14 protein-coding genes and 1 pseudogene are annotated in these 18,101 nt (G+C 36.2%); 2 read left to right on the top strand and 13 right to left on the bottom strand.

Translation table 11 applies throughout. The features are described from left to right. Positions 1 to 535: 535 nt before the first annotated feature. Positions 536 to 1,276, bottom strand: coding sequence for a 3-oxoacyl-ACP reductase FabG (fabG, locus tag AAIE21_RS00315; RefSeq protein WP_343264951.1), 741 nt, complete (start codon positions 1,274 to 1,276; stop codon positions 536 to 538). Positions 1,277 to 1,409: 133 nt separating this feature from the next. On the opposite strand from fabG, the gene AAIE21_RS00320 reads away from it, so the two are divergent. Further along, positions 1,410 to 1,565 (top strand): YfhD family protein, encoded by a 156-nt coding sequence (locus AAIE21_RS00320; protein WP_343264952.1) that lies wholly within the window; start codon positions 1,410 to 1,412, stop codon positions 1,563 to 1,565. Between the two features lie 68 nt (positions 1,566 to 1,633). Here the strand turns inward: AAIE21_RS00320 and AAIE21_RS00325 are convergent, their stop codons facing one another. The 9 genes and pseudogenes from AAIE21_RS00325 to AAIE21_RS00365 form a co-directional block, all read right to left on the bottom strand. Further along, a complete protein-coding gene (locus tag AAIE21_RS00325; protein ID WP_343264953.1) occupies positions 1,634 to 3,493 on the bottom strand; it encodes a terpene cyclase/mutase family protein in 1,860 nt (619 codons plus the stop codon). Between the two features lie 100 nt (positions 3,494 to 3,593). Next, positions 3,594 to 4,019: a divergent PAP2 family protein gene (locus AAIE21_RS00330; RefSeq protein WP_343264954.1), complete on the bottom strand. Its 426-nt coding sequence runs from the start codon at positions 4,017 to 4,019 to the stop codon at positions 3,594 to 3,596. Positions 4,020 to 4,097: 78 nt separating this feature from the next. Continuing rightward, entirely contained in the window at positions 4,098 to 5,039 is a 942-nt protein-coding gene (gene rarD / locus AAIE21_RS00335; protein WP_343264955.1) for an EamA family transporter RarD, read from the bottom strand. A 114-nt stretch (positions 5,040 to 5,153) separates the two neighbouring features. Further along, entirely contained in the window at positions 5,154 to 5,402 is a 249-nt protein-coding gene (locus tag AAIE21_RS00340) for a DUF1294 domain-containing protein (protein WP_343264956.1), read from the bottom strand. Between the two features lie 71 nt (positions 5,403 to 5,473). Next, positions 5,474 to 5,611, bottom strand: coding sequence for a phosphonate ABC transporter permease (locus tag AAIE21_RS00345; protein ID WP_343264957.1), 138 nt, complete (start codon positions 5,609 to 5,611; stop codon positions 5,474 to 5,476). 58 nt (positions 5,612 to 5,669) lie between these two features. Further along, entirely contained in the window at positions 5,670 to 9,032 is a 3,363-nt protein-coding gene (locus AAIE21_RS00350) for a tubulin-like doman-containing protein (protein WP_343264958.1), read from the bottom strand. 491 nt (positions 9,033 to 9,523) lie between these two features. Further along, complete coding sequence (locus tag AAIE21_RS00355) at positions 9,524 to 11,623, bottom strand: vWA domain-containing protein (protein WP_343264959.1); 2,100 nt, start codon at positions 11,621 to 11,623, stop codon at positions 9,524 to 9,526. Between the two features lie 275 nt (positions 11,624 to 11,898). Further along, positions 11,899 to 12,225, bottom strand: a pseudogene (locus tag AAIE21_RS00360) (VOC family protein). A gap of 85 nt (positions 12,226 to 12,310) precedes the next feature. Continuing rightward, positions 12,311 to 12,646, bottom strand: coding sequence for a hypothetical protein (locus AAIE21_RS00365; protein ID WP_343264960.1), 336 nt, complete (start codon positions 12,644 to 12,646; stop codon positions 12,311 to 12,313). Positions 12,647 to 12,786: 140 nt separating this feature from the next. Here AAIE21_RS00365 and AAIE21_RS00370 point away from each other — a divergent pair, with 140 nt between their 5' ends. Continuing rightward, positions 12,787 to 13,116, top strand: a complete 330-nt coding sequence (locus AAIE21_RS00370) for a hypothetical protein (protein WP_343264961.1) — start codon at positions 12,787 to 12,789, stop codon at positions 13,114 to 13,116. A gap of 108 nt (positions 13,117 to 13,224) precedes the next feature. Here the strand turns inward: AAIE21_RS00370 and AAIE21_RS00375 are convergent, their stop codons facing one another. The 3 genes from AAIE21_RS00375 to AAIE21_RS00385 form a co-directional block, all read right to left on the bottom strand. Beyond that, on the bottom strand, positions 13,225 to 13,944 hold the full coding sequence (locus AAIE21_RS00375) for a class I SAM-dependent methyltransferase (protein ID WP_343264962.1): 720 nt from the start codon (positions 13,942 to 13,944) through the stop codon (positions 13,225 to 13,227). A gap of 120 nt (positions 13,945 to 14,064) precedes the next feature. Beyond that, positions 14,065 to 15,768: a peptide ABC transporter substrate-binding protein gene (locus AAIE21_RS00380; RefSeq protein ID WP_343264963.1), complete on the bottom strand. Its 1,704-nt coding sequence runs from the start codon at positions 15,766 to 15,768 to the stop codon at positions 14,065 to 14,067. 418 nt (positions 15,769 to 16,186) lie between these two features. Beyond that, positions 16,187 to 17,899: a peptide ABC transporter substrate-binding protein gene (locus tag AAIE21_RS00385; protein WP_343264964.1), complete on the bottom strand. Its 1,713-nt coding sequence runs from the start codon at positions 17,897 to 17,899 to the stop codon at positions 16,187 to 16,189. Positions 17,900 to 18,101 lie beyond the last annotated feature (202 nt).

Raw genomic sequence — 18,101 nt, forward strand, 5'->3', positions numbered from 1 at the left:
AACAAACTATTCAGTATTACTTATTACACGTACATTGTAACACCGAGTAGAAGGGGTGTCAACTATTTTCCTTAAAAATATTTTTGCAATTTCACTATTAAGTGATGTTGGTATCCAGTGCGACATATTACAGGTATATCGTAATACATAGTAGATGGATTGTCAACTGATTTTCTAAATATTTTTAAAACCAGCTATCCCCATTGGATAGAGGATTATTCTATTTCAAGCATTAAAATTAAACATCATTATTATTTCTATACACAAAAAGCAAATACATTGTAGTAGTAAATGAAGTCATTTGTAGTACAACAAAAGGATAGAACAAGCAGAATTTCTCTGTTTGTATCTATCCTCTTCTTTTTTTCTATATAATGTTGCACATTATATAATTATTCTTGGTACACATATACCAAACGCACATCCCTTGATTCTAAATAAAAAAGACGGTCAGGCTCTACTTATTATGTAATAACTCGTTTAGAGAATTCAAACATTTTATTCCGTAACGGATTAAAAAATATAGAACTCTCTCTTACACTTGTAAGCCACCACTCACATTTAATACCTCACCTGTAATATAGGAAGCATACTCTGAAGCGAAAAAGGCTGCTGCATTTGCGATATCTTGCGGCGTTCCAATTCTTCCAACTGGAATTGCACCAACCATCTTCTCTTTCACTTTATCTGGTATTGTTTTTGTCATATCTGTATCCATAAACCCTGGACAAATGGCATTACAAGTAATACCAAATCCACCCACTTCTTTTGCTGCCGTTTTTGTTAATCCAATGACACCCGCTTTCGTTGCAGCATAATTCGCTTGCCCAATATTCCCTTCCCTACTAATTGAAGAGATATTGATGATGCGTCCAAATTGTTGCTGCCTCATATAAAGAAGTGCCGGTTGCATACAATAAAACACACCTGTTAAATTCACTTGCATGACTTGCTCCCAAGCTGATTTCTCCATTTTATGTAACATCGCATCTCTTGTAATCCCAGCATTATTCACTAAAATATGTATCCCACCGAATGTTTGAACCGCATATTCAATTAATGATTTTGCTTCGTTTTGATTACTCACATCACATGCATATACACTTACTTCATATCCTTGGTCTAAAAACTCTCTTGCTGTTTCTTTTAATTTCTCCTTATTTACATCACTGATTAACACCTTCGCACCTAACTTCGCAAAAGTACAAGCAATTTCCTTCCCTATTCCTTGTGCAGCTCCTGTTATAACAGCTGTTTTCCCATGTAAAAAGTCCATTACTCTCCCCCATTTCTATTACTTATACTGTATATTTCGGCTCTATGCTTTCCAAATCCTTTTTGTATAAAAAAGTCTATTTGTGTCAAACTAAACTTGCAACATAAGCATAAACACAAGGAGATTGTGTCGAATGAACAAAAAGAACCTAGGACGAAACAAAACTTCTGATGGCATCGATGTAGAGTTTTCTCGTGAACTCGCTGATCACGATGACTTAGAAGCAAACGCACGTGCTAACGCCGCTGATGCACGTCAAAAACACCAGTCAACAAAAAATAAGGTGTAAGTCATTACCTTATTCTTTTCAATTGGGACCTACTATCCACAAAAAATAAACCGAGATAACTTCTCGGTTTATTTTCTATATTTGTTGATATAATGAGCAAAAGTAAGGAGTGGAAATATATGATGATAGCTATGGTAGCGAATATAAAACCCATCTGGTAGCCCTATGCCTGTAGGATAATCTTGATTCTGAGTTGGATGTGCGAGTAAATAAGAAATCCCTTTCCGAATGACAGGTGTTTCCGTATCATAAAAAGCAATAAGTGCGTCGAGTGCCCATGCCGTTTGTGATGGTGTACTAAAAGGTAACGAAATAAATCGCTTCTCTACACTACTCCTGCAAGACTCGCCCCACCCTCCATCGCTATGTTGAATACTCTCTAACCATTTAGCTGCTTTTTGTAAAGCTGTATGATTAGATGGAACTCCTATAGCACGTAAACCTGTAAGGGCTGCCCAAGTACCATATATGTAACACACTCCCCATTTCCCATGCCAGGATCCGTTCTTCCCCTGCGTATGAATTAACCAACGAATCGCTCGATCTTTTGGGTCACCTTGTAATTCATTTGGAGCGTATGTTCCAAAAAACTCTAACACCCTACCTGTAATGTCTGGCGTAGACGGATCCGTAATCATGTCTCCTGAGTTATCAAGAGGTAAATGTGTTAAGAATTTACTTGTTACACCTCTTTCAAAAGCTGCCCATCCCCCATCAATATTTTGCAATCCCTTCACCCATTCAATTCCTTTTTCCCAAGCTCCTTTTACTTTTAGATTTCCTTTCCTACTTTCTGCTAACGCTCTTAGTGCAACTGTCGTATCATCGACATCTGGAATTGTCGTATTAACATCTGAAAATCCCCAGCCTCCAGCATCAAGTGATGGGGCATGCACACTCCAATCCTTTTTCTCTTTATGTTGTTTTTGCAGTAAATAATCTGTCGTTTGTTGAATCATTTGGTTATCATGCGGTACACTCGCTTCTTGCAACGAATAGCTTAGTAAAGCTGTATCCCATACTGTAGATGGTGAATTTTGAAGATGGGATCCCTTATTCATATTCCAGATATAAGTTTTCAATCCTAATACTGCATTTGAAATAAGCGGAGACTGAATCGGATATCCAAGTGCAAGCAATGCATAAATCATGTAAAATGTAGCACTTGCATAACTGTATAATGTTCCATTTGTATCAATCCGCTCAATCATAAAACGCTCTGCTTCCCGGTCTCCTTTATGATGTAAAGATAAAGGATATGATAAAAACTTCTTCACATCTCCAAGCAGCGTTTGAAACAACGGTGAACGTTCTTCACGGAACCACTGATTTTTACTCCCGCCTGAAATATAATCTAAATTAGGAAGGATTGTTTTGGGTACAGTAAATCTTTTATTCATACAAATCATCATCGGAATGAGGTGAATACGTGCGGAACTACTTAGCTCAAATATACTGAGCGGGGAATCTTCAGGTAAAAATAAAATAGGCGTTGGAAAATAAAATAAAGAAGGGTATTCATATCCTCCATGGAGCGCTAATAAAAACTTCGTCATAAAGTGAGCCTTTGTAACACCACCCTGCTTCCGAATAAATGCTTCTGCACGCCTCATATTTATATCTTCTTTCGTATACATTTTAGAAACAAGTAAAGCTGTATATGCTTGAATGGTGGCTGATAAATTACCAACATGCTCATCTTCGTAGAGTTTCCATGTTCCTTCATCTGTTTGAAGAGCTACTAGTCTTGCAACAAATGGCTCTATTTCTTGCTCTTGGCCTAATAGTTTAAGCAAAAAAATCATATGACAATCTGTTAATGGTGAACCTTCAAAACAAAAGCGCCACGTTCCATCTTGTTGTTGTATCGCTTGCAGTGCAGTAATTTTCCTCTTAACTTCCTCACGCACTTTTTCATATAATAACACTCTTTTCACCCACCCTTTCTAAATCCGTATACGATATTCCGCTTAGCACACAATTATGTATGAAACAAATAAAAGCAGAACATGTAAATACACATTCTGCTCACAAACAATATCCAATTCCAACAACAATTCCTAAAATAGCTCCGACAACAACTTGATAAGGTGTGTGTCCAACAAGTTCATTCAACTTTTTATATTCTGTTTGTCTACCATGAAAAAAATCATTTAAAATCTTTGCCTGTTTACTTACCGCAAGCCTTACTCCTGAAGCATCATACATGACGATAATTGAAAAAATAGCCGCTACAGCAAACACTGCACTCGTGATTCCTTCTACCATTCCAACACCGGTTGCTAACGCTGTAACCGTTGAAGAATGAGAGCTCGGCATGCCACCAGAAGCGAAAAACTGAGCAAAATCAAATTCTCTCATCTTTACTAATTTAAAAATGACTTTCATTAGTTGCGCCAAAAACCAAGCAATTACAGCTGCCATAAGTGGCTCATTATGTAAAATGGTTTCCATATTTCCAGCTCCCTACTTACTGTAATGGAAATTCTATACTATTAAGTATAAAGAAAAAAGCGTAGAAAATACTACGCTTTATGATACTTTTGCTGATTTATTTTTAAGAAACTTCGGTTGCTTCCGTAGTAAAAACTTTGTTTTTGCCATTGAAAATACTAATAATGCAATCCAAATAAAGAAAAAGGCTGTCGTATGAGCCGATGTAAAATGCTCATGGAAAATAAAGACACCTAAAATTAGATTGATGGTCGGTGAAATATATTGTAAAAAACCGATCATATAGAGGGGGATGAGCTGCGCTCCTTTTGCAAAATAAAAAAGTGGTAATGCAGTAACAATCCCCGCTCCCATTAACAGTAACGTTGAAGTCATCGAAATAGAACCAAATGAACCAAAACCATGATTACCAATCATAATCAAGTAAATAACTGCAAGAGGCGTCACAATCATTGTTTCCATTGTAAGACCTATCATCGCGTCATAATTTAGTAATTTTTTCGTTAATCCGTATAATCCAAATGAAAATGCAAGCGAAAGAGCAACCCACGGAATCGAACCATATCGAAACGTTAAAATAATAACGCCTATTCCCGCTAAACCAACTGCAACATATTGCCAAAAGTTAAGTTTTTCTTTCAAAACAACTGTACCAAGTAAAATACTTACAAGAGGATTAATATAGTAACCAAGACTAGCTTCAATGATATGATTGTGATTCACAGCCCATATGTACACAAACCAATTCCCACTAATTAAAACCGAAGCAATTGTTAATGAGATGAATAATTTAGGTCGTTTAAAAAGGCTCACAAGCTCACTGAAAAATTGACCAAAACGCTTCGATACCCCAAGAATCAGTAACATAAAAACAAAAGCCCAAACAATGCGATGTGCTAATATTTCTTCTGCAGGAACTTCCCCCACCCATTTCCAGTAAATAGGGAGAAATCCCCACATCATATAAGCACCAGCCGCATATAAGATTCCTTTCTTTTGCAGTGCTTTTTGACTCTCCATCTTCCCTTTTCTCCTCTTCTCTTTTTTCTCTTCATTATACGTTGCCATAGGGTTGCTTTACTAATATTACCCCTTATAACTTTTTCGACATTCCTCGTACCTAGATCCCTTTACTTATATCAACCAAATTAAACTTAATGTAATCACAACAAGCACCGGTATACCAAAAACAAATTTACTTTTATGTGTTTTATGATGGAATACATACATCCCAATCCACGCACCAACTGCACCTCCAGCTGCCGCTGCTAAGAACAATGTACTTTCTGGTGTTCGCCATTTCTTCTTTTTCGCTTTTTGTTTATCAAGTCCCATAAGACTAAATGCTATAACATTAATCATGCTAAAATAAATCCATTTCATTTCTTTCTCCCCCTAAAAAATTCCCTTTATTGTAACACGAAAAAACCATGCAGGCTAACCTGCATGGTTTTTCACACTTCTGTTTCTGATTCTTCCTGTTCTGCATTTGCATCCATGAATTGTTGCTCTTTTATTTCCATTGAAATCATCGCATGATAAATCTCCGGATATAATCCAAATATTTGATACACACTTCCTAAAAACGGCACCTGGAACCCCTCTTTTCAAAAATAATCTTTCCATATTTAAGAGTTCCCTATCATTCCTCTACGCATTCGTTTTTGTTTCTTGTTCCTCATCTTGAACATGTAGCAGGTTCTGCCATTTTTTATAAGGCGCGCTATTTGGATCAACATACCCTTTCGCATACGAACGATCCCATAATTGTTTTACAAACAGCTCCGTCTCTTTCTTTGCAACCATATCTGCACCTGTTCCATAATAATTTCGGAAATATAATTCGATTTCATCAAGAAATAATCGCAATAATTCATCTGATGTTTCTTCTAACGTCGGATCGTACTTCGCTTCTCGATCGTACATTAAAATAATGTCTAAAATATTATGCACGTGCTCTTTGCGAAGCCACCTTACATCCTGAGATCCTAATACAAAGGCTTGCGTATACAAATGTCCACCTTGAAGCATTGCTTTTTCCTGTTCTTCTTCAAAACGGGACAAAATATTTTCATAAATAAACGGATTATGAAGCAATGCCCGATGTAACTTATAGCTTTCACTTGAAATATTTTTCCCCATAGACTGAATTAAAAAGCTACGTCCTACACCATTGTATTGATAGACAAACTGACCATCAACAGCAACAAGACTAATCCACCGATACATATATGCATAGAGGAGAGCACGATTACATTTATCATAATCTAGCTTCGTCTGCGTTGCATTTAAATCCGGCATAAAGGCTGGTAAGTGCCAATATTTATCTAAATGCGGTGTTAAATTTGATTTCTTGACATTTAATTTATTCACACGACGATAATAAGACTGAAAATAATCACCTTTATCATGCATAAAACCATTTGCAATATGTCCAGACGAAAGCTTAGGGAAATCTTGTAATGATAAACCATAATGAGCTCGATAACAAATCACTTCAAATGGTGAAAATGCTTCATTTACTGTATCTTTTTCTTGAAACATTTCTTGCAGGAGTTCTTCCTGTAATTCTTGTTTTAATGAAGGGTGTACACCCCAATACTGTAACTCTCTATGATGCGCTACTTTCGGAATAAACGGACTTGCCAAATGAAAAAGATCTTCAATCTTTTCTCTCACATATTCATTACGATCACGTTTGTTAAAATCAGCTTCTTTTCGCAATGCTTCAATAATATTGAGCTCAAGCTTGTCACGATATCTCACTTGAAGCTCTGCATAACAATACGTTAAAATATGCTCTCGATAAAAATCCTCTACCTTCTTCGATTGACTTTCTTCCGCTTGTGCATCGCGGCAGTATTCTCCGTACAAGCTCATGTAAATCTCCGCCGATATATCCTTTGGAAGCACACCTAAATTTAAATGTTGTTGCATATCTTGCCATATTTTTTCTTGTAATTTTTCATCTGCTAACACATACACATTTGTCGGATTTGTTTTCCCTTCAAATTCTTTACTCCGCTTTTGAATTTCAAATAGTAAGTTTTCGCGTGTCTCTTGTAAATTATCAAAGAATCTTTCCCAATGTTGGATCATTTTGTTTACTGCTTGATATAGTGATTGATACACGAGCTCCAGTAACATCTCTTTGCGGTATTCATTTAACTTATGCACGTATTGTGTCACTATATCTTCAAATTCTTTTCGGAACATGCGCTGCTGATTATAAAACATTTTTCCAAACCAGCCTTGTTGCTGGGCAAGTTCAACACGTCGCACCGCTGTTACTGTACCATCAATATTACTTACATTAAATTTCTTATCATAATTTTGAATTAAATTACGCTTTTGTTCATTGTTCTCGTGTAATCGATTCATTTTCTCTACTAATTGCTTCCGAATCTCATACAACATGAAACGAGCGGCCACTGGGTGAACAGCTTCTGTTTTCTTTAAAAACCATGTATTTAGTTGGTATGACTGTCCCTCTGACCCACTTGGTGTATAGCGATCTGATTCTATCATGTCGTATAAAAGTGTCGTCACATGCTCATGCACACGGCTTGGTATCGCATAGGCATACAGCCGAACAGCGTGATCAACTCTCGCCACTTCCCCCTTCATTTGCTCCATCATTTTGAGCTTTGCAGCAGATATTTTACACTCATGCTGTAATCTATTTAACTCCTCATCTTTTTGTACAGTACGTTGTACATAACTTTCAACTGCTTCTAGAAATAGCTTTGATTTCGCAACGCCAACCTTACCACCCTCAGCACCTTCACGCGTTTCATTATACATTTGTCTATAGAAAATATGAGCTTGTTCCGGACGAGTAGCAAGATGCTCTAAATCTTCTAAATAACTCTTTCCTCGCTCTGGCTTCTCACGTTGCATACCCCGGCGAATATCTTGTTCATACCGCTGTGTTTTCTCTTGGAACAATTGATCTAAATGTAGCCACGATTCATCTAACCCTTGCACAGCCCATTTCAAAGCACAATATTTTAACACGTGTTCATATGGATAAATGAGCTTTGCAGTTCCAGCACCACAATAACGCGCTTTCCCGTTCGATTCCGCCAATTGCTGGATTTGATTATCTTCTTGTGCGAAATGACTTGTGGACATCGGACTAAATAACTGTAAATAAATCGTGTTTGTCATTTGTTCCATATAGTCTGATAGATTGTGTAAATGATGACCGTGTAAATTTTCATAATCATATAAGAAACAATAATTATACGGTAAATGGTGCTGTTTAATCGTATGATTCGTTCTTCCGTCTTCATCCACTTGATCTGGACGATACTCTAGTTCAATCGTTACACCGCCCCGTTTTGACAATTCACCCGTTGAACCAAGTGTAATCGCATGTAGCTCTTTTAATGACGCATAACCATTCGCCTGCACAGTCTCAAACTCTTTCGCACTAACCGTGCGCGTTTTAACAAGTGCATCTGGCATTAAAAACGCACCGCGTATTAAAATGTTATGATGTTGTAATTTTTTTCGAAGCATCTCTCGTAAATACAACGCAATTTGTAAGAACATCCCTGAACCAGTACCACCAGCTAATGATGTAACGATAATAACACGAACACCATACTCTGTTTGATCACTTGTAACCGGAAAAATCTTTTCGATTTCTTGCCAAAAAGCAGTCAATTTATCTTCTTTCATCGCCGCCCGAAGAGCTAAGCGTGAAATTACACGAAGTTGACCAGCTCCTTCTGTTAACGGCTTATCAAGAATAGTCGGATCCATTGGAAACCATTCTGGAATTGTTGGATCGCCCGCAATATATTCTCGAGGCGTTTTACTAGAACTCGTTTGTGTCTTAAACTTACGAATATGTTCAAATTTACTTAATGTATTCACATCTGTATCAAACACATGCATTGCGACCTTTTTACGTCGTTCCTCTGGCAATTTTTCATATATTTGATGTGTAACAGTACTACCGATTCCACCTAAACCAATTAAAATTGTAGGAACTTGTAATGTCATGTGAACCACCTTCCTATTAATCCGTATTCAAAAAAGAGGATAAAGAGAGCCAAGCAGTTCGAAGCGCAACAGCCAGGAGGATACGGAGTGTAGCCTATACTACATGAGTACCGGACTGGCGGTGCAACGAAGAAATGCGACAGTTATCTTTACCGGACTTTTTGAACTTCCTCTAAAAATATGTGTTCAAAAAGGAGGATAAAGAGAGCCAAGCAGTTCGAAGCGCAACAGCCAAGAGGATACGGAGTATAGCCTATACTACATGAGTACCGGACTGGTGGTGCAACGAAGAAATGCGACAGTTATCTTTACCGGACTTTTTGAACTTCCTCTAAAAATATGTGTTCAAAAAGGAGGATAAAGAGAGCCGAGCAGTTCGAGGCGCAACAGCCAGGAGGATACGGAGTGTAGCCTATACTACATGAGTACCGGACTGGCGGTGCAACGGAGAAATGCGACAGTTATCTTTACCGGACTTTTTGAACTTCCTATCATTCACATTCGTATCGATAGATTTCCTTTCCATACCCTCGATCAATCAATAAAATCTCATTCGGATATAACGTCTTATGCTCATTTCCAGCCTCTTCCTCTGTTATAAACATACCGTCAATGATCATACCAATCACTTGCGATTCTTTTGCTATCAATACAGATTTCGAACCTTTTTTTGCTATAAAAGTTACTGATTGTATTGTCTTTCGTTCTGCTCGAAATGGAATACCAAAATAATGTTTCCACCATTTGTTTCTTAATAATTCTGGTTCAGATTGATAGAGCCAATCTTTCGCTACTTCTTGATCCCATTCGTAGTACAACATTGCTTTACGATGAAACCTTGGCCGGACAATCCACCCTAAAATAAGAACCGCAACAAGCAAAAGCAGTAATGCAACTGGAATTACGAATTGAAAAATTAGCGCATAACGTTCCCAAAATGGTGCATTTTGAATGTGAAACGAAATCATTTTCTTCACTTCTTGTAACCTTGAATCGTTTATAGTGATGGTAGCTTCTATGGTGCCGGTATCTGTAAAATTGAAAGTATCGGAGTAGTAAGGACGAGGGTACACATAAATTTGATTGTCATGTTGCCGCAGTTCGTAGTTGAGTGATTGATGAGATGTGACACCAGTAAATTGCAATAGCTTCTTTACCTCCACTTCTGTCATTGGTTCACCATTCAGTAATGGCTGCAAGACAAAAGGTTTACTCTTTTCTAAATTCGTCACCTTTTCTTCATAATCTTTCGTAATGACTTGTAAAGATAATTTTGCCTTTGGCATCGAATCGATTCGGAACTCTCTCGTTTGCCTGTAAAATCCTTTTATATTCATATGAACTTTCCCACGTACTGCTTGTTTTCCAACTTGTGTTTCATAGTAGAATAATTTTTTTCTATTATCCCATTTCATTGGATACGGCTTTCCATCTATTTCTACCTCTGCTTGGAAATAAGAAGATTGAATTGGTAAATCCGTCGGTTTCGCTTCAATCACTGCTTTCGTTCCCTCATACATTTTCTCAACGTTTTTTTTTGCTTTATCCTCTTTATCATAAGTAGAAACGGTATAATCAAGTGCTGGTTCGACAAGCACTTTCAACCCTTCTTTCGCAATATTTCTATCAATTTCTAATGTGTATGTCCCTGGTTTCATCACTTCATGATTCGTAGCACCAATATGAGTAATACCACCATATAATTTCGATTCTCCTGGTGCATGAATCGAAAAGGAAGATTGCACTGCTAATGGTTTAGAAAATTGCTCTATCTGATATTGCGATGCGTTAGAAGATTGTTGTACGAGCGTCATTCTTTTTAATGGGAATGGTGTAGTAATCTCTAATTTATTACCAGATATATTCGTTTTCACAATAGATTCAGCAGAAGAAAATGGATCTCGATTCGTAACCAAGGCCGCAGCTTGATTTACACTTTCAATGACTCCATCTTCGCCACTCGTTGGCATAACGATACCACTTATTTCTTGCTTCCAAATTTCTTTAAACGTATTCATCTGTTGTTGCTCTTGCTGGCCTAAGTTTTCTTCCATTGTTATTAAAACTGGATGCAATGATATTTTTTTCGCTTCCATTTCTTTTTTAAACTGTTCGAGTTTCTGCGTGATTTGTTCTTTACCGCCAGCCTTTTCTTTTTCTAATTCATTAAATGCCCCGTCAGTTAATACAATAAGCCAAAATTCACGTTTTCCATTTATGTCCGCTTCCTTTTTAATAGATTGCATCGCGGTCTCTACTGCGCTAAACGGCGTATTTAAATAATTCTTCCACGCTCCAATTTGATCAATTTCTGTTTGTCTTTTTTCATTTGTTAGCGTGACATTTAACGCTTCAGTAGGACGACTCATTGGAACATATGAAAATCTATCTTTCTCATCTAATAATGCAACTAAACTTTGCAAAGCATAATTGGCATATTTCCAGCGATCGTTGTTTCTCATGCTGCCAGAATCATCATATACAAGTGAAACGACCCTTTCTTTTGCCTCCTCCCCTTTTGCAAAAGTAAAAAAAGGATTCAAACATAATAATAGAAAAAAGATGAATGTGGCACAGATTCTAATCTTCATGATGAGGCTTCGCCACCTTTGTAGACAAATTCCTATGTTTAAATTTATGAAAAGAAACAAGATATATGACTTGTATTTTAGGACAATGAACACAACATAACTTTATTATGTAAACAAAATTAAAAATAGTAATATTCCTTTTCGCATTCTCTACTTGCGTATGTATCCTATTATATATACGCAAAGAAAAAGTCTGTTTTGAAATAAACATTTCAAAACAGACTTTTCCTACTTTTCAAATTGAAAAATCTTGTAAAAAAGTTTGATTTTTTTATTTAGTACAGCACTTCAATTATATATCCTCCAGGTTCTTCAACGTAAAATGTATACGCATGTGCATGTTGAGGAGGTGCAACCGGAAAGCCGTCTTCCTTCAATCATTGGTTAATCTTATTAACTTGTTCTTCATTTTCTTGCGGAAACCCTACATAAAATGTTTTCGGATAATGTACCTCTTTCCCTTTCATTAAAGTTAATATAAAACCATCATCACGCATAACTGCAAAGCCATTTCCCTTTGTTCCACTACAAGTCAAACCAAAATATTTTTCTAGAAACCCTCGAGCAGCTGGTACATCTGTTATCGCATTATACAAACCCATTTCCGTTCCATAGCCTCTCATTGAGTTAAAAATCCCCTTACATTTTATCCTATAAATAAAAAAACACGCCTATAAAAGCGTGTTTTTATTGTTTCACGTATACTTCAACAATTGGATTCTCTTTACGATCTGCATGTAAGCGAATATTCTCTTCGCTTGTTTGATAAATACTTGCTAATAACATAACTGTTAACAAATTGGGGATTTCCCCATCACTTCCAAATTTCCGTTCAAGTACCTCTTCATATTCAAAGTCCAAATCTCCTTGTATATATGTATACACTTCAAATCCATCTGCTAAATCACAAACAATCCTATCAATAATATCTGCCCCTACTTGCTTTTCCATTTCACTACGAAGGGCATTTGTAAATTCACCCCAAGGAACTTCATATGTTTGAAACTTATCTTTAGGTTCCATATGTCCCACTCCTTTTTCACATACACTCTCCCCTTATCTTTTCCCTTTCTCGTAACAATTATGAGACTTAGGTCAATCGTACAAGCCGCACTTGTCCTGATGACATATCGTATTACTGTAACATGGAAGGAGGAAAGAACGTGCATCGTCAAAAATGTTATAATACTTGCCGACGTTATTTTGGTAAAGTTGTACGAATTGAAGATCGCGATGGTTATATTCATCTAGGTAAAATAGTTGACGTAACAGATGATTCTGTTTGGATTGAGCCGATTCATCGTCCATCTTTTGATACCGGTTTTGGATACTATGATGCATATGCAAATGGCGGCTGTGACTTTTGTGGTGGATTACGTCGATGTAACCGTTGTGGATTTGGTTTTGATAGAGGTTTTTGTGGAAGTGGCGCCATTCAATTAGCTTTCGGGTTTATTTTTGGTATTTCTTTAGCCGCATTATTTTTCATCTAATATATAAAGGAGTTGACTGCATTTTCTAGTCAACTCCTTTTCAAAAATAACGTGATATAATAATCCTATCATACACAAATACACACAGCAGATCTTTGGGTCTGCTTTTTATTTTTCACAAATAAATACACGGTGCCCTAAAATATGTTGGTACATTTGTAATACTTGCTCGTGTTGTACCCATGCATCATACAATTCTGCTGGAATAAAATGTGACAAATTCCATTCTGGCTGCTCTATTTGGCCTGCAATCGTCTCAGCAATGGTTCCTCCACCTACTATTGTTATCCTTTGGAAGTTTGCTATTTGAAATACATCCATCCATTCCTTTTCTGTTTGTAACTCTTTTATTCCATATAATTGTGTTATTTTATCCTCTTCTTCTTTTGGTAAATGCTTCTCAATGATCATTTCAATAACAATAAGCTTCCCGTTCTTTCGTAAGACACGATAACATTCTGGAATCGCCTGTACTTTCTTTGTAAAAGCAAGTACAGATTCTCCTAATACAAGGTCAAATTGCTCGTTCAAAAACGGCAACTGCTCCACATTCCCTTTAATCAGTTCAATAGATAATTGCTCTTGTAACCATCTATTTTTCGCCTTTTGAATCATAATCTCATTATTTTCAATTGCCGTCACATTGTAACCAAATTGCTTTTTCATATAAGCTGCTGTACGCCCTGTTCCGCATCCGATTTCAAGCACATTTGCTTCATGATATAATGGCAACTGTGCCAATAACTTTTTTGTTAATGTAAAACCGCCAGGGTGTGCACTTCCAATTCCGTAATAAGCTAAAAAATCAATATATACGTTCTGTTTCATAAGAGTCTCCTTCATTTTTTCTACATTAGCTATATTCATGTAAATTAAAAACGGTGCAAAATAAAAAAGCATTTCTAAGGTAGAGTTATTTCTCCTTAGAAATGCTTTTATGGTCATTACTTACTTTTTCTCCTCTGTTACATAAGCCCACTTGAAGCTATATTCTGGACTGATGTTATGTTTTACAATTCCTTTTACAGTTGGTTTCATTACATACGATCTAGCATTTTGATGTAATGGTACAAGCGCTACATCTTCTTCTAGTAACAGTTTTTCAGCCTTTCCTAACTCTTCCCAACGTTTCTTTGCATCTGCCATTAACTCAGTCTTACCTTTATTAATCATCTCATCATATTTTGGATTTGAGTAACTCATTTGGTTTTGAGAGTTTGTAGATTCAAACATATCTAAATATGTCATTGGATCCGCATAGTCTGGGCTCCAGCCGCCATATGAGAAATCGTAATCTTGATCAGATTCTAATTTCAGCTTTTGTTTGAATGGCTGCATTTTAATATTTACTGTTACACCTTTTAAGTTTTTCTCAATTTGATCTTTTACATATTCCCCAACTTTTTTCGCATTACTTGTATCATAGTTTAAGAACTCTAATGTCACTTGATCTTTACCAAGTTCTTTTTTCGCTTCTTCCCATGCTGCCGCTGCCTTTTTCGCATCTGGCTTTAATCCCGTTTTAAATGTTTCTGCAAAATCTTTGCCATCAGGACCAGCCGCTAATCCTTTTGGTACTAAGTTATCCACAGGTTTCGAACCATCATTTAAAATAACATCTGCTAAATCTTTTTTATTAACTGACAATGCAATCGCTTCACGCAATTTCTTGCTCTTAAGTGGTGTATCTTGACCAACGCGTTTTTGGTTTAAACGTAAGTAGAATGTACTTGGCTCTGTATATGTTCCAAACTCTTCTTTGTTGTTTCTATATTTATCAACAAACTCTCCACTTAGTAAAGAAAAGTCAATTTGGCCACTATCATATAGGTTTACACGAGTAGCTGCATCTTTTACAACACTATAGTTAATTTCCTCTAATTTTACAGTCTTTTTGTCCCAATAACTATCATTTTTCTTCAGTTTCCAGCCCTCTTCATGTTTCCAGTCTGTTAAAACGAATGGTCCGTTGTAAAGTGTTGTATCAGATTCTAAACCGAATTTCTCCCCTTTTTCTTTTACGAACTTTTCATTTAATGGGTAATATGATACAAACGCCGTTAAATTTAAGAAGTAAGGTGTTGCTCTTTCTAGTTCTACTTCCAGTGTGTGATCATCTACTGCTTTTGCCCCTAGTGTAGATACTTCTGCTTTTCCTTTATTAATTGCTTCTGCATTTTTAATGTAGTATGCAATAAATGCGTACTCTGCAGCTGTATTTGGATCTACTAGGCGCTGCCACGCATACACGAAATCTTTCGCTGTGACTGGGTCACCGTTTGACCATTTTGCATCTTTTCGAAGTTTAAATGTATATTTTTTGCCATCCTCGCTTTTCGTGCTAGATTCTGCGACAGCCGGGATTGGCTTATTATCTTTATCAAGGCGATATAGACCTTCCATTGTATTCCCTAAAATTTGTGATCCAAGTGTATCCGTATTTTTCGTAACATCCATTGTTGGAATTTCATTTGTTTCTGTACGATTCATCACTTGTTTTGCTGCATATTTAATATCAGATTTTTTCTCTTCTCCACTATTAGATGTTGTACTTGTTTTCTTATCCCCGCCTGATCCCGAACACGCTGTCAGTGCCATGCTTACTGCTAAAACTGGTGCTACAACTGCTGTTAATTTTTTCACCTTTTTCATTTGTTTCCCCTCCCTAAATTATATGTACGATGCTACTCTCAATAGATATCAGGATATCTATTGAGTTATCAGAAGATTCTTATTAATTAATATTCTACTATTTTTTCTGAGTTTGTAAAGTTTATTTTTAAAAAATTCAGAAAATAATTTTTCTATAATAATAATCCACTTTTTAATAGAACCATTACAAGATTCTCCCCATCTACTATATGAGCATCAAAACCTTCTTATTCTTTTCTATTTTTTAAGCGCTATTATATATGCATCTTTCTCGTTATAAATCATTTGAATGTAAGACATTCCTTTCATTTTTTCTTCCACTCTTAATCAATTCAAATTGATTAGACAGATTCTGCTCATGAAAAAGCATCTCCAAAAGTAGTGTATTTACCCTCTGGAGACGCTTTTCTAAAACTTATTATTTTCCGCCTTTCTCCTCCACATACGCCCACTTAAAGCTGTACTCTGGGCTGATATTATGTTTTACAATTCCTTTTACATTTGGTTTCATTACATATGCTCTACCAGTTTGATATAGTGGCACCATCGCTGTATCTTCTTCAAGCAATAGTTTTTCAGCTTTTCCTAACTCTTCCCAACGTTTCTTCGGATCAGACATTAATTCATTTCCTGCTTTGTTAACCATTTCATCATATTTTGGGTTTGAATAGCTCATTTGATTGTAAGGACTCTTCGTTTCAAACATATCAATAAATGTCATTGGATCCGCATAGTCCGGGCTCCAACCTGCATAAGACATTTCATAATCTTGCTCTGTCTCTAGCTTTAATTTTTGTTTAAACGGCTGAATTTTCGTATTAATTGTTACACCTTTTAAATTTTTCTCAATTTGATCTTTTACATAGTCAGCAACTTTTTTCGCTGTTCCATCATCATAACTTAACAATTCAATCGATACTTGGTCTTTACCAAGTTCCTTTTTCGCTTCTTCCCATGCTGCCGCTGCTTTTTTTGTGTCTTGTTTTACACCATTTTTAAATGTTTCTGTAAAATCTTTACCATCTGGACCTTTTGCTAGCCCTTTTGGCACTAATTGATCTGTTGGTTTCGATCCGTTGTTTAAAATAACATTTGCTAAACCTTTTTTATCGATTGATAGCGCAATCGCTTCACGTAATTTTTTACTCTTAAGTGGTGTATCTTGGCCTCCACGTTTTTGATTTAAACGTAAGAAGAACGTACTTGACTCTGCATACTCACCATATTCCTCTTTATTAGATTTATATTTATCAACAAATTCTCCTGATAATAGTGTAAAGTCAATTGCATTCGTATCATATAAATTTACTTTTGTAGCTATTTCTTTTACAACACTATAATTAATTTCTTCTAATTTCACACTATCTTTATCCCAGTATTTATCATTTTTCTTCAACTTCCAGCCTTGCTCATGCTTCCACTCAGACATTACGAACGGTCCGTTATATAAAACTGTATCCGCCTCTAAACCAAATTTATCTCCTTTTTCTTTTACAAACTTTTCATTCAACGGATAGTAGGATGCAAATGCCATTAAATTTAAGAAGTATGGAACAGGTTTTTCTAATTCTACTTCAAGTGTATAGTCATCTACCGCTTTTGCACCTAATGTCGATGCGTCTGCTTCTCCTTTATTAATCGCTTCTGCATTTTTAATATAATAAGCAATAAATGCATATTCAGCAGCTGTTTCTTTAGCGAGTAAGCGCTTCCATGCGAATACGAAATCGTGCGCCGTTACCGGATCACCATTTGACCATTTTGCATCTTTACGAAGCTTAAATGTATATTTTTTACCATCCTCACTTTTCGTGCTAGATTCCGCCACCGCTGGAATTGGTTTATTATCTTTATCAAGGCGGTATAACCCTTCCATTGTATTCCCTAAAATTTGCGCTCCAAGTGTATCTGTTGATTTTGAAGTATCCATTGTTGGAATTTCCTGATTTTCTGTACGATTTAATACTTGTTTTGCTGCGTATTTTATATCAGATTTTTTCTCTTCGCCACTATTAGACGTTGTGCTTGTCTTCTTATCCCCGCCTGATCCCGAGCATGCCGATAACGCCATGCTCATTGCTAAAACCGGTGCTACAACCGCTGTTAATTTCTTCATCTTTTTCTTCTTCATTTGTGTACCCTCCCTAATCATATGTACAATGCTAACCTTATTAGATTTCTGATATATTTATATTATCAGAAAATTCTTATTAATTAATATTCTACTGTTTTTTTATGTTTTGTAAAGTTATTTTTTTAAAATCTTAAAATATCTACTATAATGACAATATATTTCAGTTATATTACGGTGCAAAATTTTCCCATTCACTATT

The organism is Paenibacillus sp. 102 (genome assembly GCF_039549175.1).
Lineage (GTDB): Bacteria > Bacillota > Bacilli > Bacillales > Bacillaceae_G > Bacillus_A.

Coding starts and splice junctions, on each gene's coding strand:
- AAIE21_RS00380 (WP_343264963.1), bottom strand. CDS start 15,768: ATGAAAAAGGTGAAAAAATTAACAGCAGTTGTAGCACCAGTTTTAGCA.
- AAIE21_RS00320 (WP_343264952.1), top strand. CDS start 1,410: ATGAACAAAAAGAACCTAGGACGAAACAAAACTTCTGATGGCATCGAT.
- AAIE21_RS00375 (WP_343264962.1), bottom strand. CDS start 13,944: ATGAAACAGAACGTATATATTGATTTTTTAGCTTATTACGGAATTGGA.
- AAIE21_RS00340 (WP_343264956.1), bottom strand. CDS start 5,402: ATGAAATGGATTTATTTTAGCATGATTAATGTTATAGCATTTAGTCTT.
- AAIE21_RS00385 (WP_343264964.1), bottom strand. CDS start 17,899: ATGAAGAAGAAAAAGATGAAGAAATTAACAGCGGTTGTAGCACCGGTT.
- fabG (WP_343264951.1), bottom strand. CDS start 1,276: ATGGACTTTTTACATGGGAAAACAGCTGTTATAACAGGAGCTGCACAA.
- AAIE21_RS00355 (WP_343264959.1), bottom strand. CDS start 11,623: ATGAAGATTAGAATCTGTGCCACATTCATCTTTTTTCTATTATTATGT.
- rarD (WP_343264955.1), bottom strand. CDS start 5,039: ATGGAGAGTCAAAAAGCACTGCAAAAGAAAGGAATCTTATATGCGGCT.
- AAIE21_RS00350 (WP_343264958.1), bottom strand. CDS start 9,032: ATGACATTACAAGTTCCTACAATTTTAATTGGTTTAGGTGGAATCGGT.
- AAIE21_RS00330 (WP_343264954.1), bottom strand. CDS start 4,019: ATGGAAACCATTTTACATAATGAGCCACTTATGGCAGCTGTAATTGCT.
- AAIE21_RS00365 (WP_343264960.1), bottom strand. CDS start 12,646: ATGGAACCTAAAGATAAGTTTCAAACATATGAAGTTCCTTGGGGTGAA.